Origin of the sequence: Olsenella sp. AGMB03486 (assembly GCF_040884255.1) — a bacterium.
GTDB lineage: Bacteria > Actinomycetota > Coriobacteriia > Coriobacteriales > Atopobiaceae > Olsenella_L > Olsenella_L kribbiana.
The window spans coordinates 17235-33010 of record NZ_JBEVTM010000019.1; the positions used below are offsets into that span (position 1 = coordinate 17235).

The 15776-nt window shown below is 59.9% G+C and carries 8 protein-coding genes, 4 tRNA genes and 1 CRISPR repeat array; of the genes, 9 read left to right on the forward strand and 3 right to left on the reverse strand.

Features of this window, described 5'->3' with window-relative positions:
* Positions 1-34: 34 nt before the first annotated feature.
* From cas1e to ABVS03_RS09315, 6 genes are all read left to right on the forward strand, one after another.
* Entirely contained in the window at positions 35-1042 is a 1008-nt protein-coding gene (cas1e, locus tag ABVS03_RS09290; RefSeq protein ID WP_368018883.1) for a type I-E CRISPR-associated endonuclease Cas1e, read from the forward strand.
* A complete protein-coding gene (cas2e, locus tag ABVS03_RS09295; protein WP_330971738.1) occupies positions 1039-1392 on the forward strand; it encodes a type I-E CRISPR-associated endoribonuclease Cas2e in 354 nt (117 codons plus the stop codon). The genes cas1e and cas2e overlap by 4 nt, the downstream gene beginning before the upstream one ends.
* A 109-nt stretch (positions 1393-1501) precedes the next feature.
* Positions 1502-8546: a CRISPR direct-repeat array (repeat unit 28 nt; unit sequence GTGCTCCCCGCACGAGCGGGGATGATCC).
* A 401-nt stretch (positions 8547-8947) separates the two neighbouring features.
* A tRNA-His gene (locus ABVS03_RS09300) sits at positions 8948-9023 on the forward strand.
* Between the two features lie 15 nt (positions 9024-9038).
* Positions 9039-9115, forward strand: a tRNA-Lys gene (locus ABVS03_RS09305).
* A gap of 26 nt (positions 9116-9141) precedes the next feature.
* Positions 9142-9218: transfer RNA gene (locus tag ABVS03_RS09310), tRNA-Lys, on the forward strand.
* A 56-nt stretch (positions 9219-9274) separates the two neighbouring features.
* Positions 9275-9859 (forward strand): NUDIX hydrolase, encoded by a 585-nt coding sequence (locus tag ABVS03_RS09315; RefSeq protein WP_368018884.1) that lies wholly within the window; start codon positions 9275-9277, stop codon positions 9857-9859.
* A gap of 48 nt (positions 9860-9907) precedes the next feature.
* Here ABVS03_RS09315 and ABVS03_RS09320 read toward each other — a convergent pair.
* Positions 9908-9984, reverse strand: a tRNA-Arg gene (locus ABVS03_RS09320).
* Between the two features lie 335 nt (positions 9985-10319).
* On the opposite strand from ABVS03_RS09320, the gene ABVS03_RS09325 reads away from it, so the two are divergent.
* The 3 genes from ABVS03_RS09325 (at position 10320) to ptsP (ending at position 13611) form a co-directional block, all read left to right on the forward strand.
* Positions 10320-10772 (forward strand): PTS sugar transporter subunit IIA, encoded by a 453-nt coding sequence (locus tag ABVS03_RS09325; protein WP_368018885.1) that lies wholly within the window; start codon positions 10320-10322, stop codon positions 10770-10772.
* An 81-nt stretch (positions 10773-10853) separates the two neighbouring features.
* On the forward strand, positions 10854-11789 hold the full coding sequence (locus ABVS03_RS09330) for a 1-phosphofructokinase family hexose kinase (protein WP_330971735.1): 936 nt from the start codon (positions 10854-10856) through the stop codon (positions 11787-11789).
* A 118-nt stretch (positions 11790-11907) separates the two neighbouring features.
* The gene (gene ptsP, locus ABVS03_RS09335) at positions 11908-13611 is read left to right on the forward strand and encodes a phosphoenolpyruvate--protein phosphotransferase (RefSeq protein ID WP_368018886.1); all 1704 of its coding nucleotides are present in this window, start codon (positions 11908-11910) and stop codon (positions 13609-13611) included.
* A 75-nt stretch (positions 13612-13686) separates the two neighbouring features.
* Here the strand turns inward: ptsP and ABVS03_RS09340 are convergent, their stop codons facing one another.
* Entirely contained in the window at positions 13687-14598 is a 912-nt protein-coding gene (locus ABVS03_RS09340; protein ID WP_368018887.1) for a diacylglycerol kinase family protein, read from the reverse strand.
* Positions 14599-14601: 3 nt separating this feature from the next.
* Positions 14602-15561 (reverse strand): Gfo/Idh/MocA family protein, encoded by a 960-nt coding sequence (locus ABVS03_RS09345; RefSeq protein ID WP_368018888.1) that lies wholly within the window; start codon positions 15559-15561, stop codon positions 14602-14604.
* Positions 15562-15776 lie beyond the last annotated feature (215 nt).

Genomic DNA, 15776 nt, shown 5'->3' on the forward strand with positions numbered 1-15776 from the left:
GACTGAAACATATTGAAAGACAGGAGGAGCGCCTATGTCTGACGAGAACGCAGGATCGAGGTCGTCGGCGAAAAGAGGTGCTCCTCCTCCTGATATTGCGGACCTTGCAAGAGTCGAGGATCGCATCTCGTTTCTGTATTTCGAGCATTGCAAGATCAACCGAGCAGACAATGCCATTACCGTACGAAATGACCAGGGTACGACATATGTGCCCTCAGCCATTCTCAGCGTCCTCATGCTGGGGCCGGGCACAGATATCACGCATGATGCTATGAAGCTCATAGGGGAGAGCGGCGTGTCAGTGGTATGGGTCGGTGAACGAGGCATCCGGATGTATGCCTTCGGACAGCCTCTGACTCATTCGAGCGCTCTTCTGCAGCAGCAGGCAAAGCTTGTTTCGAATACTCGAACCAGACTTGCTGTGGCACGAAAGATGTACTCCATGCGCTTTGCTGGCGAGGACGTCAGCAAGCTGACTATGGCGCAGCTGAGAGGGCGAGAAGGCGTACGAGTCAGACGAGTGTACAAGAAATGGTCTCAGGAAACTGGCGTGGCATGGGACCAGCGCACCTATAATCCAGTCGATTTCGACGATGCGACAGAGATCAACAAGGCTCTTTCTGCGGCGCATGTCTGTCTGTATGCACTTGCGTATTCGGCCATAGTGGCGCTGGGATGCTCTCCGGGGCTTGGCTTTGTGCATACAGGCCATGAGAAATCATTTGTCTATGACATTGCGGATTTGTACAAGGCTGAAATATCTATTCCTGTTGCCTTCAAGACTGCCGCAGAGCATCCAGACGATATTGGAGCCGAAACGAGGCGCAACATGCGCGATGAAATCTATGACCTGAGCATCCTGTCGAGGATGGTGCACGACATAAAGGGGCTTCTGCTCGCCGGCGATGCTGACGGCAAGGCAGGGGATATCGATCCATCATCCAATCATCTTGGTTTGTGGGATGAAAAGACAGGCGAAGTGCCTGCTGGCAAATCCTATGCGGCATATTCTGCTGATGGATCAGAAGGCGATGACAGATGATCGTTATTGCTCTTACTGCTTGTCCGGTCGGTCTAAGAGGGGATCTGACACGGTGGCTGCTCGAGATATCTCCTGGCGTATTCGTAGGTGACGTTTCGGCACGTGTGAGAGTGGCCTTGTGGGACCGTGTAATTAGCATGGTGAGAAACGGTCGGGCAATTATGGCGTACTCAGCAAGCAACGAGCAGCATCTCGCGTTTGAGACATTTCAGCCTGACTGGGAACCAGTGGATGTGGAAGGAGTTGAGCTCATCAGAAAACCATCCGGAACAGAAGATGCTCCAATGTTTGGCGCACCTCCAAAAGCTTGGAGCAATGCAAGTAAATACCATATGGCACGAAGACATTGAGGGAAGCTGGCTAGTGGTAAAGATAAGACACTAATCAGATTGCCAGGACGTTCCTTGATAATTGAATAGAAATGACTGAGTCATGCTAGAATTACGCAGGTTCTTAAGTGTGCTCCCCGCACGAGCGGGGATGATCCTCCAGTCTGAGCTGGAAGAGCGCAACGGAGCTGGTGCTCCCCGCACGAGCGGGGATGATCCTGGGGCTGGTAGTCCATGAGCAAGACATTTACAGTGCTCCCCGCACGAGCGGGGATGATCCCCGCAGCGCCGAGAACATCAGCTTGCAGACGCTGTGCTCCCCGCACGAGCGGGGATGATCCCCGGTGCGGGGACTACGAGATGACGGATCATGAGTGCTCCCCGCACGAGCGGGGATGATCCCATGAGCAGGAACCCGCTCGTCGAATGCGGATGGTGCTCCCCGCACGAGCGGGGATGATCCTTCGCGAGCCGACAATCTCGCTGGCGGTCTTGAGTGCTCCCCGCACGAGCGGGGATGATCCCTCCGCGAAGGTCACGCTCGGCGTCGCTGACGAGTGCTCCCCGCACGAGCGGGGATGATCCCGCGACTCTGGATATGACCCGCTGATGGCAATCGTGCTCCCCGCACGAGCGGGGATGATCCTAGGTGACGTACCCGAGAAGTGAATCGTCTCCAGTGCTCCCCGCACGAGCGGGGATGATCCCAAGACTTCGAGTGAAATCAGCGAGCTTGATTCGTGCTCCCCGCACGAGCGGGGATGATCCTACAACAAGACCACCGATAGCGCCAACCGCACAGTGCTCCCCGCACGAGCGGGGATGATCCCTTGACCGCTCCTCCGAAACTTGCCATTGTGAAGTGCTCCCCGCACGAGCGGGGATGATCCTTCGCGAGCCGACAATCTCGCTGGCGGTCTTGAGTGCTCCCCGCACGAGCGGGGATGATCCCCTCCCGGAGGTTCTGCGTGATGTTGCGCAGAGGTGCTCCCCGCACGAGCGGGGATGATCCCCTCATTGCCGAAGCAAAAGCGATGAAGGAAGAGTGCTCCCCGCACGAGCGGGGATGATCCCTCTGTCGATGAGCGTTGCCACCTGCCATATAAGTGCTCCCCGCACGAGCGGGGATGATCCTGCCATCCAAAATTCGACTCCTTTCCCTGCTAAGTGCTCCCCGCACGAGCGGGGATGATCCCGGTCGCGTATGATGTCCTCGGCTCAGGTGGATGTGCTCCCCGCACGAGCGGGGATGATCCCTCCACCGTCTGCGCCGCCCTGCCGCGTCCGTCGTGCTCCCCGCACGAGCGGGGATGATCCCTGTCCGGTACTCAGACGGCCAGTCGACGGTCGGTGCTCCCCGCACGAGCGGGGATGATCCCCGGCGGCTCCCACCAGTCCGTCCCGCTCACTAGTGCTCCCCGCACGAGCGGGGATGATCCCCTCCTTCGACGAGATCTTGACGGACGTGCCGGGTGCTCCCCGCACGAGCGGGGATGATCCTGGTCCACGCTGTACGAGCTGATCACGCGGGACGTGCTCCCCGCACGAGCGGGGATGATCCCATCAGCATCGACACGAAGAAGGGCATCGAGGAGTGCTCCCCGCACGAGCGGGGATGATCCTGGCACCTCCCTTCCGCGGTCATGGAGCAAGGAGTGCTCCCCGCACGAGCGGGGATGATCCCCAGCGCTCTATCGGCATCGAGCATGCAGATGAGTGCTCCCCGCACGAGCGGGGATGATCCGGAGCAGATAGCAGGATGCTGATTCGCAAGGAAGTGCTCCCCGCACGAGCGGGGATGATCCCGAGCGCTCCATCGGCATCGAGCACGCAGACGAGTGCTCCCCGCACGAGCGGGGATGATCCCCATCCGGGAGCCATTTCCATCCCCGGATGTTCGTGCTCCCCGCACGAGCGGGGATGATCCTCCCATGCCGTACGATGGCCTCCGCACACGTACGTGCTCCCCGCACGAGCGGGGATGATCCTCGACGAGCGTCTCGGCGGAACCGATTAGGAGGGTGCTCCCCGCACGAGCGGGGATGATCCCATCCACTCTGCCGGATTCGGGTTTTCTACACAGTGCTCCCCGCACGAGCGGGGATGATCCCAGCCCCGACCCGATATGGGCCGGGGCTTCTCTGTGCTCCCCGCACGAGCGGGGATGATCCTTCGGCTGGTGGCAAGACCGCCACGATTGCTGGGTGCTCCCCGCACGAGCGGGGATGATCCTTCGCTCCTGACATGGAGCGAGCCGTCCTTTGCGTGCTCCCCGCACGAGCGGGGATGATCCCTGGTGTAGGAGCAGGAGCCGTGACGCTTGCTGGTGCTCCCCGCACGAGCGGGGATGATCCCGGCAACGGGGTCATGGAGGTCCGCTCGGCTGGGTGCTCCCCGCACGAGCGGGGATGATCTCCCTGAATCGCATTGCTTACAGTGCTCTGCGGGGTGCTCCCCGCACGAGCGGGGATGATCCCGTGTCCCCATCCACAAGCTCGAATGAGGGACCGTGCTCCCCGCACGAGCGGGGATGATCCCGGCATGAGATATCTCGCCGACCTCATAGACCCGTGCTCCCCGCACGAGCGGGGATGATCCCGGTTACGTCAACAGCTCGTTGGCGGTTGGCGGGTGCTCCCCGCACGAGCGGGGATGATCCCCCTGGCCTGTACAGCGTCGTAGAGACCCCCGAGTGCTCCCCGCACGAGCGGGGATGATCCTGTGACTATCGGGAGCCTTCCGGACGGATTGAAGTGCTCCCCGCACGAGCGGGGATGATCCCAGCAGGTCAGATACCCACCCCCCGTATAGGGAGTGCTCCCCGCACGAGCGGGGATGATCCTAGACAGTCATGCACACCTCTCAATGGCTAGAAGTGCTCCCCGCACGAGCGGGGATGATCCTTACCAGCCCTTGCATCATATCTCGCCGCCCTTGTGCTCCCCGCACGAGCGGGGATGATCCTAGGTTGTCCATCTGCCCTCACCGTCCTTGTTCGTGCTCCCCGCACGAGCGGGGATGATCCCTCTGCGAGCGTCCTCTTTTCTTCTTCCATCTGGTGCTCCCCGCACGAGCGGGGATGATCCCGCAGGGAACCTCAGCATCGAGGACTGCTACCGGTGCTCCCCGCACGAGCGGGGATGATCCCGACAATTGACGGCACGAAGGTCGGGAGCATCAGTGCTCCCCGCACGAGCGGGGATGATCCCCCTGCGGAGCGCGTCCAGCTCCGCCTTGAGATGTGCTCCCCGCACGAGCGGGGATGATCCCACGTGCTCGGTGGGAGGTGTCTCGCAGGGCTAGTGCTCCCCGCACGAGCGGGGATGATCCCTCCCTCAGCACCCATGATGCCCGCATTGGATTGTGCTCCCCGCACGAGCGGGGATGATCCCGTCATCGGCATGGGCGGCGGGGGCGGAAGGTGGTGCTCCCCGCACGAGCGGGGATGATCCCGGCATCGCCTTCTCGCGCAACGGAGTCGCTGGGTGCTCCCCGCACGAGCGGGGATGATCCCCAGCGCCACAGCTTTGCCACATCCTACCTCCAGTGCTCCCCGCACGAGCGGGGATGATCCCATGGATCATAGGAACTGGGAGTACTGCAAGCGGTGCTCCCCGCACGAGCGGGGATGATCCCGAGGAAACCTATGCGTGCGCAATCAGGCAGTAGTGCTCCCCGCACGAGCGGGGATGATCCTGCCGTATCCGAATCCATGATATCCCCCAGCTCGTGCTCCCCGCACGAGCGGGGATGATCCCGACGGCAAAAGAAAAGCGCCCGATGCCGAAGCGTGCTCCCCGCACGAGCGGGGATGATCCCCCGCACGAGCTCGAAAGGATCGAGGTGGCAGAGTGCTCCCCGCACGAGCGGGGATGATCCTCAATCACCAATACGCACAACTTATCGCACACAGTGCTCCCCGCACGAGCGGGGATGATCCCCAGTCCAGCGAGGGGTCCGCGCCGCTGTTCGCGTGCTCCCCGCACGAGCGGGGATGATCCCATCGCAACCCTCAACGCACTGAAGAAGGGAAAGTGCTCCCCGCACGAGCGGGGATGATCCTTGCGGGAACGATGAAAAGGGCCACCGTCTTTTGTGCTCCCCGCACGAGCGGGGATGATCCCGGCGCACTGGCACCATCTGACGCTCATGCCCGGTGCTCCCCGCACGAGCGGGGATGATCCCAACCGGCATGGACTCCTTGTCTGCCCTTCGCTGTGCTCCCCGCACGAGCGGGGATGATCCACACCCGTCGGTACTCGCAATCTGGATATAGCTGTGCTCCCCGCACGAGCGGGGATGATCCTGCCATGGTCTCTGGTATCCCGGTGTCCCATGGGTGCTCCCCGCACGAGCGGGGATGATCCTACGAGGAGGAGACGGACGGAGGCAGCTTCATCGTGCTCCCCGCACGAGCGGGGATGATCCCTCATGGCCACATTCCGTGCACTCCCAGAGGATGTGCTCCCCGCACGAGCGGGGATGATCCCTCAAGTTCGGTGTACTTTCCGAGGATGCAGTCAGTGCTCCCCGCACGAGCGGGGATGATCCTAAGGTCGGCAATGGCACAGAGATCCTTGGTCGGTGCTCCCCGCACGAGCGGGGATGATCCTCGGGCGCTGTCCCGCGCTCATGCACTATCTCGGTGCTCCCCGCACGAGCGGGGATGATCCCTCATGGCCGCACTCGGTGCACTCCCACAATATGTGCTCCCCGCACGAGCGGGGATGATCCCACGCTCGCAGGCTACGAGTCGGCGCTGAGGTGGTGCTCCCCGCACGAGCGGGGATGATCCTTGAGTCGTCGGGAGACGGAAGGCGCACGTAGGGTGCTCCCCGCACGAGCGGGGATGATCCCGTCCGGCAGTGGGACGCCAACGACACCGATGCGTGCTCCCCGCACGAGCGGGGATGATCCTGTCTCCGTGTTTCCGCATACGGTCGCCGTGTAGTGCTCCCCGCACGAGCGGGGATGATCCCAACTCGAACAACGTCGGATACGTGAACTCGAGGTGCTCCCCGCACGAGCGGGGATGATCCTTTGCACTCTGCACCTCGCGTGTCGGAAAGTTGGTGCTCCCCGCACGAGCGGGGATGATCCCGCCTCCGAAGATCGAGGACACTGTCGATATCAGTGCTCCCCGCACGAGCGGGGATGATCCCGTGGCTGGCGAGACCACGGAAGACATAGCAGAGTGCTCCCCGCGCGAGCGGGGATGATCCTGCGTCGGGTGCGGATTGCGCGTAAGCAACGCTGTGCTCCCCGCACGAGCGGGGATGATCCAGGGAGCCAATCGGACAGGGCGAGGTCGTATCAGTGCTCCCCGCACGAGCGGGGATGATCCCGATGGGGAGCAATGAGCAGCATCCTAGGGAAGGTGCTCCCCGCACGAGCGGGGATGATCCTGCCTCGCACGAGCAGCCCATATGCGTGGCCGAGTGCTCCCCGCACGAGCGGGGATGATCCCCCCGTTCACGGCGGGACATACGAGATATGGGAGTGCTCCCCGCACGAGCGGGGATGATCCCGAGCTTGGCGTGTGGCATAAGGACATGACTGGGTGCTCCCCGCACGAGCGGGGATGATCCTACGACACGAACAAGAACATGTACGTCCACAAGGTGCTCCCCGCACGAGCGGGAATGATCCCCCTAGGAGCCAAGAAGAACCTGCTAAAAGGCAGTGCTCCCCGCGCGAGCGGGGATGATCCCTGCTGGTAGAGACCTTCCAGCTTCGCGTCGTAGTGCTCCCCGCACGAGCGGGGATGATCCTAGAGAAGAGCTTCTGCCGTGTCCCTTCTGCGGGTGCTCCCCGCACGAGCGGGGATGATCCCAGTAGGTCAGATACCCACCCCCCCGTATTGGGGTGCTCCCCGCACGAGCGGGGATGATCCCTGAGCATCAAGCACGCGCCATGCGCATCCGTAGTGCTCCCCGCACGAGCGGGGATGATCCCGAAGAGATTGCCGATGAAGTTATCAATGGAGCGTGCTCCCCGCACGAGCGGGGATGATCCTCGGGCTGTGCTCGCGCCCATTGCGCGCCCAGAGTGCTCCCCGCACGAGCGGGGATGATCCATGGGCGGCGCTTGCAGAGGAAGGATGCCAGGTGGTGCTCCCCGCACGAGCGGGGATGATCCCACAACTGCATCGTTTCGAGCGTCAGCACAAAGGTGCTCCCCGCACGAGCGGGGATGATTCCGCGTGCGCGTGTGACAACGAGGGTCCCGCGTTGTGCTCCCCGCACGAGCGGGGATGATCCCTAGCAATGGCGAAGATTAGCGACGAGATATACGTGCTCCCCGCACGAGCGGGGATGATCCCCAGACCGACTCTGCCGCATATTTGAAGCCGCAGTGCTCCCCGCACGAGCGGGGATGATCCCAGGTCGGCTGCGTGCGATTCAAGGACAGGGGAGTGCTCCCCGCACGAGCGGGGATGATCCTCCGTCTTCCATGGTCCCGGCCATAGAGGATATGTGCTCCCCGCACGAGCGGGGATGATCCCCTGCCTTCGAGGCGCGTCCACGTGCCGCCGAGGTGCTCCCCGCACGAGCGGGGATGATCCCTGGCAGGGCTGGATGGGCTCCACATACTCGAGGTGCTCCCCGCACGAGCGGGGATGATCCCAGAACCGGGATTCCCGCTTGAAGTCCATAAAGGTGCTCCCCGCACGAGCGGGGATGATCCCAAGAGCTTCCTCAGCGGCAACCTCACGAGAGAGTGCTCCCCGCACGAGCGAGGATGATCCCCTCGATCTCGACAAGGCATATATGGACGCAGCGTGCTCCCCGCACGAGCGGGGATGATCCTGCGGTCGGCCCAGTCCCCGAGCGTCTTTGTGCGTGCTCCCCGCACGAGCGGGGATGATCCCCATTGCACATGAGCCTCTGGGTTTACCTTCGTGTGCTCCCCGCACGAGCGGGGATGATCCTACAACATCCAGAAGCAACGATTAACGAATGCAGTGCTCCCCGCACGAGCGGGGATGATCCTCGGCTTGCGTGGATGCTGGGGAGAACTGGAAGGTGCTCCCCGCACGAGCGGGGATGATCCGAAGATTGCAGAGTCCGACGATCCTGCAGCCATGTGCTCCCCGCACGAGCGGGGATGATCCTAGTGACAGATGATAGTGCTGATAAGTAGTACAGTGCTCCCCGTGAATGCTGGGATAATCCCATCCAACCGCGCTGGCAAGCAGTCGCATCAAGATGATCCCTGTTAACGCAGAAGTGATTCCTGGGGTAGTAGCGCTTCACGAAGGTATCGTCAGCGCTCCCTACGGATGCGGGGATGGCCTGCTAGAACGTTATCAAAGCAGCCAACTTCGTTGTTCCCCACAAGCGCGGGGATAGTTACTATGCGGAATTGCCTTTATGCCGGGATAATAATGTTCCCTGCAAGCTTGGAGGCGATTCTGGGGATGTTTCGTATTGTTCGCTAGATTCGCTGTGTGTTATAAGTTCACGTAATGTTCACAACAAAGGGAGCGTGCAGAGAAAAATAAAATTTTGCTTGCATTGGTCTGTCTACTGCTCAATAATTAACGAGCTGCCTGAGAGGGCATACGAACGAGATGGTGGGTGTAGCTCAGTTGGTAGAGCGACGGACCGTGGCTCCGTAGGTCGAGGGTTCGAGACCCTTCACCCACCCCATTCGCATGATACTAGGCGCCGTTAGCTCAGCTGGCCAGAGCAGGGGACTCTTAATCCCAAGGTCCAGGGTTCGAATCCCTGACGGCGCACCATTTCCTCTTTGCAGCGACATATATTTGCGCCGTTAGCTCAGCTGGCCAGAGCAGGGGACTCTTAATCCCAAGGTCCAGGGTTCGAATCCCTGACGGCGCACCAGAAATTACGAGCCAGGTTTTGCCTGGCTCTTTTCGTATAGAGAGGACCTTCTCGCTATGGATCTTCGTGCAGGAAACCTTGAGACCATCAAGCGCTATCTGGAGCTTGATCCTGCTCTCTACGAGGAGACAGTCGATGACGAGGTCCAGTGGAAAGGCTGCATCTTCTCGGCTGATGTCCTCAAAGTTAAGCTCCCTGACGGCTCTTTCGCCACGCGTGAAATTGCATGGCACCATGGCGGGTGTGGTGTGGCTGCATTTCATGAGGGCAAGCTTTGCCTCGTACGTCAGTATCGGGTTGCTCTTGGACGCATGACGCTCGAGATACCCGCTGGGAAGCTCGAGATGGGGGAGGAACCCGTTGTCTGCGCAGCCCGTGAGCTTACTGAAGAGACAGGCCTTGTAGCTGACGAACTTGTGCCGCTTGCTGTGTCTGCGGGATCGATAGGCTTCACCAATGAAGCAACGAGAGTCTTCCTTGCTCGTGGACTGCATCAATCAGAAGCGCACCCCGATGAAGGCGAATTCGTGGGCGTCGTTTGGCTTCCGCTTGAGGATATCCTTGCCGGAGTGAGAGCAGGTCTCATCCAAGACAGCAAGACAATTATCGCCGCGCAAGCTCTGGCGCTGGGCGAGCGATAGAGACAGAAGAAGAGCCGAGAGGGCAGACCTCCCGGCTCTTGTCATCTCTGGTGCGCCCTATGCGACTCGAACGCATGACCTTGGGATTAGAAGTCCCCTGCTCTATCCAGCTGGGCTAAGGGCGCGGACTTCATATGATAGAGCATCAAACGCAAGCTATCAAAGTATTCATCTTCAATTTCCGTCGAGGCCCAGACCGGCTACGCTTGCCGGACGTTATGAATTGGATAGGGCTTTAACGGTAAAATTACCTTTGTCTTCACAAATCAAATATATGAAACGTGGTGGTGTCGAGAGTTTAGAAATATCGCCGACTTCGTTAGATGATTTTACGGCATAGCACTCAAAGACTTGATGCATTTGCCTATCGGTGACTCAGGATGTTGTATCCTTAGAACCAAAGGTAATTCCTCAGGGATACCGGCAAGCAGCTCATGAGATTTTGGGAAAGGAATCTAAAATGAGTGACATGATCGCATCCACCAACGTTTTCCTGAATGTCGAAGCCAAGAGCGTCGACGACGTGCTCGAGTTCCTGTCTGGCAAGGCTGTTGAGCTCGGTTATGCTGACGACAAGGATGCCGTTCTCGCATCCTTCAAGCATCGTGAGGAGCTCGGCTCCACCGGTATGGCTGACGGCTTTGCTATCCCGCATGCAAAGGACGATGCAATCAAGCACCCTGGCATTCTCGTTGCTAAGCTTGCTGGCGACGTCGCATGGAAGTCCACGGATGATGTCCCTGTGACCACTGCTATCGGCCTTCTTATGCCGGGTGCAGAGGCTGGCACTACGCACCTTCTCGTCCTTGCCAAGGTCTCCAGCATGCTCATGCATGAGGACGCTCGCAAGCGCATCGCAGAGTCCGACGATCCTGCAGCCATCGCTTCCGTGATTGCAGACGCGGTCAAGTAGTTCTTCTCTGAAGAGCAGGCAGGCGGCCTTGGGGGAAGCCGTCTGCATTTCGTGATGGCATTCAGGTGAAAGGAGCCTGTGGTGATTTATACCGTTACCCTCAATCCTGCAATCGACTATGTGATGTACCCTCTGTCTCTCGACATGGGCTTCACTAATAGGTCCAAGCAGGAGGAGATTCATGTAGGCGGCAATGGCATCAACATCTGCTGCCTGCTCAATGAGCTCGATACCCCCAACGTCGCTCTCGGCATTGCTGCCGGCTTTACGGGCGACTACCTGATCAAGAGGCTTCAGGAGAAGGGCGTCAGCTGCAACTTTGTCCGCCTGGACAAGGGCAACACGCGCATCAACGTCAAGCTCAATGGCATTGTCATGACCATGGTCAATGGCATGGGTCCGAAGATTCCGCAGTCCAAGGTCGACGAGCTGCTTGACCGCATCGACTACCTCGGCGAGGGCGACACGATCGTCCTTACCGGCTCGATTCCGGCATCTCTGCCGCGTGACATGTACATGATCATCATGGAGCGTCTGGCCGGCCGTGGCATCCGCTTTGTCGTCGATGCTCCGGGTGAGCTTCTCACGAACGCACTGAAGTCGAAGCCCTTCCTCATCAAGCCGAACAACCATGAGGTTGGCCGCATCTTTGGCATGAAGCCGCTTCCTGAGACTCCTGCTGAGGTCATGCCGCTTGCTCACAAGCTTCATGAGATGGGCGCACAGAACGTCCTCGTCTCCTGCGGCAGCCACGGTGCAGCCCTCGTGGATGAGAATGGCGAGGAGCATGTCGCTCCTTGCGCAAAGATCAAGCTTGTCAACGCCACCGGTGCTGGCGACTCCATGGTCGCAGGCTTCCTGGCCACGTATGACAAGACGCACGACTATGACCGTGCTCTGCTGTTCTCCAGCGCCTGCGGCACTGCAACGGCAGCAAGCAAGGGCATTGCAAAGCGCTCCACTATCGACCGCATCGTTGCCCGCCTGGACAAGATGGTCGCCGACGGCGAAGCCTAATTCCGGAGATTGCGAGCTGCGGTGTGGGGACACCGCAGCTCTTGTCTTGCACCCTTCGGGGTGACGCTATGGGGGAGTTGCAGCGGGCGGATGCCCGCTGCTTCCGAATGGAGGAAACATGTACGAGGGAGTTAACGCATCTGAGGGCATCGGTATCGGCGTTGCACGCGTTGCTGTGGAGCCCGATCTTTCTTTCACGCCGCATAGCCCTGAGGACGCTGGCGCCGAGAAGCAGCGCTACGTCGCAGCCCGCGACAAATTCGTTGCCCAGACGCAGGCTCAGATCGATCGCATGAAGGAGACCGTCGGCGAGGAGACGGCTGCAATCATGCAGGCCCACATCGAGTTCGCCGAGGATGAGGGCATCGTCGATATGGTCAACAGCTCCATCGACGATGGCATGTGTGCTGAGCAGGCTGTGCAGAATGCCTATGACATGTACTACAACATGTTCGCAAACATGGAGGACGAGCTCTTCCGTGAGCGTGCAGCTGACGTTGCCGACGTCAGGACCGGCCTTCTGGCTGACCTCCTCGGCAAGGAGCTTGTGAATCTGGCTGTCCTTCCCGAGAACTCTGTCGTCGTCGTGCACGAGCTCACGCCTTCCATGACGGCTGACATCGACAAGAAGAACATCGTCGGCATCGTCACCGAGACCGGTGGCCGTACGTCCCACTCTGCCATCATTGCACGCCAGCTCGAGATTCCTGCTGTCCTCTCCGTGCCAGATGCAACGACGAACATCAAGACCGGCGATATGTGCGTCGTCGATGGCAACAAGGGCGTTGTCTACGTCGATCCTTCTGCTGACGAGCTCGAGGGCTTCCGTGCAACGGCAAAGAAGCTTGCAGAGGAGAAGCAGGCACTCGAGGCCTTTCGCGGCAAGCCGACGGTCACCGCTGACGGCGAGTCTGTGATGCTCGTTGCCAACATCGGCAACCCGTCTGACGCTGCATCTGCTATCGAGCATGACGCAGAGGGCATCGGCCTCTTCCGCTCCGAGTTCCTGTTCATGGATGCTCAGGAGCTTCCTTCCGAGGAGGAGCAGTTCCAGGCCTACCAGAAGGTCGCCCTTGCCATGAAGGGCAAGCAGGTCATCATCCGTACGCTCGATGTGGGTGGCGACAAGGAGATTCCGTATCTCAACATGCAGAAGGAAGAAAACCCGTTCATGGGCTTCCGTGCTGTCCGCTACTGCCTGTACAACCCGGAGCAGTACAAGGTCCAGCTCAGGGCTCTTCTCCGTGCTTCTGCTTTCGGCGACATCAAGATCATGCTGCCGCTCGTCACGACGCTCGACGAGGTCCGTCAGGCAAAGGCACTCATCGAGGTCTGCAAGAAGGAGCTCGACGCCGAGGGCATCTCCTACAACAAGGACATCCAGGTCGGCACCATGATCGAGACGCCGTCTGCTTCCCTCATCGCTGACCTCCTTGCCAAGGAGTGCGACTTCTTCTCCATCGGCACGAACGACCTCATCGGCTACACGATGTGCGCAGACCGCGGCAACGACCGTGTCGCCTATCTCTACAACGTCTATCAGCCGTCGGTGCTGCGCTCCCTCAAGCGCATCATCGAAGAGGGCAACAAGGCTGGCATCATGGTCGGCATGTGCGGCGAGGTCGCAGCCGATCCTCTGATGGTGCCGGTGCTCCTGTCCTTCGGCCTGAACGAGTTCTCCGTCTCCGCTGGCTCTGTCCTCCGCACCCGCAAGATCATCTCCGAGTGGACGAAGGAAGAGGCTGACGCTCTGACTGAGAAGGTCATGAAGCTCGAGACCTCCAATGAGGTTCGCGCCATGCTCCAGGCTGCTGTCAAGTAGTCAGCGACTCATAGGGAATAAGGAAGGGCGCCCAGCGATGGGCGCCCTTCTTCTTTGGATATGGTGGCTGCGACGCTAAGGGATGAGCACTTCAAGGGCTCCTGGGCAGATCGAGATATCGAAGTGGGTGCCTTCGAGCCTCTCTCCATCTACCTGGCAGGGAGGAGCGCTCTCGAAGTCGATCGTGATGTGCTTCGGCTGGGCGAAGAAGAGATGCTTTGAGTGCGTATGGAGGCCGAAGCGGGCGAGGCAGAAGATGCCCAAGGTCACCGGCACGGCAGGAAGCGTCTTTGAATAGCAGACATCAAGCTTCCCATCGTCGACCACTGCCTTGGGGCATACCCTGAATCCTCCGCCGTAGGTAGGACCTACCTGCACGGCGAAGACGGCTTCGTTGCCCGCAGCCGGGACACCGTCAATCTCTGCCTTGAAGGCATAGCCCTGCTTGGCAGAGGAGAAGATCTTGAAGCCGGAGTCCGCAAAGAGATGGGCGCCACGGCCTGTCGAGCGGTGGCTCATCGTATCGAGGGCGATAGCAGCATCAAGGCCGAAGGAGAGCGTCTGGACAAAGTAGACGCCGTTCACGAGCCCGAGGTCGGCTGCAATCTTTCTGCCGTCCAGAAGCTCTTCCAGAGCTTTCTCGGGCTTGTTTCTCGCGATATGGAGTGTCCTTGCATAATCATTGCCAGAGCCCAAGGGGATGGGCCCCAATGTGGGGCGGGATGCCTTCGGTATCTGTATGAGGCCGTTGGCTGCCTCGTGGATGACGCCGTCTCCGCCGAGGACGAGCACAGTATCGTAGCCCTGCGCATTGGCAGCGACATGCACAGCATCGCCTGGGCCAGCTGTCAGATAGACATCGAAGGTGGGGACTTGCTCAGGCAGCTCCTTGAGCCTGCGCTCGATAGCTGTGGCACCAGCCTTGCCCATGCCGCTTCTGGATACCGGATTGGCAATGAGGAGCGTATGTCCTAGTGTCTGTTGCATGGCTCAGCGCTGCCAGGAGGCACGTATTGCGTCGATGATCTCGGCGCAGCGAAGAGATGCTGCAAGCGGCATGATGGAGCTCTCATGCTTGCCGGCAAGGAGAAGATCCTGGAAATGCTCGATCTGTCCTGAAAAGTCGTCGCGCGCATAGGGAGCGCTCAGCGTCTGGTCAGGCTGGCCGAAGCGATGGATCGTGGCCGTCTGGGGTCTGTGAAGCGTAGGCACATCGACAGAGCCCCACTCGCACTCGATGTGGAGCGTGCTCTTGGGACCACGGTCTGCTGCAACCTCAAGCTGCACCGGAACCGAGCCTATGCTCAGCTGGACATTGTCGTACCAGTCCACACCGCGCAGGAACAGGGCATTCGTGCGGTCGATTTGTACCTTGCCGGGAAGTAGCTCATCGAGCCAGCTTACGCAGTAGATGCCTTCGTCGTAAAGGCAGCCACCCTGGACCGGGTCGATGAAATAGCCTGTGATATCGTCGGGGAACAGGTAGCACTGCGATGCTTCGACGAACTGGATCCGTCCAAGGTCACCTTCATCGAGGAGCTTCATGAGGCGGGCATGGAGCGGCACGAAGCGGGTCTTCATGGCCTCCATGTAGAGCCTGTTCGTGCTGTGGGCACAAGCGATGACACCATGCATCTCCTGGGCTGTAAGCACGGCAGGCTTCTCGCAGAGCACGGCCTTGCCGGCACGGAGTGCCTTGATGGACCAGTCGGCATGCAGGGCATGGGGGAGAGCGATATAGATCGCTTCGACGTTCGGATCCTCGAGAAGGGCATCCAGGCTGTCATAGACCACAGCGACCGGGCATTCATTGGCAAAGGCTTCTGCCTTGTCCGAATTCCTTCCAGCGACTGCATAGGCCAGTCCATGCTCAGAGCCTTTGAGGCTTGCATAGAAGCGTCTGGCAATCCTGCCGCAGCCCAAGATGCCCCAGCGAATAGGTGCGTCCATCTGTGCTGCCCCTTTCTCCTGATACCACTTCCATACATACCAGCTGGTATAGACCGTCAAGGTGTCAATTGCATGTACGGTGCTATCAATCGGCCAGTGGGCATATTCTGGGATAAAGGTGCATGGCTATGCAAGTCTTTCAGCTCAGTGCTGGTGTTTTGTCCTGCTCCATGCATAAGGAGAGGACAGATGCTGACAGATCGACAGCGTGGGAG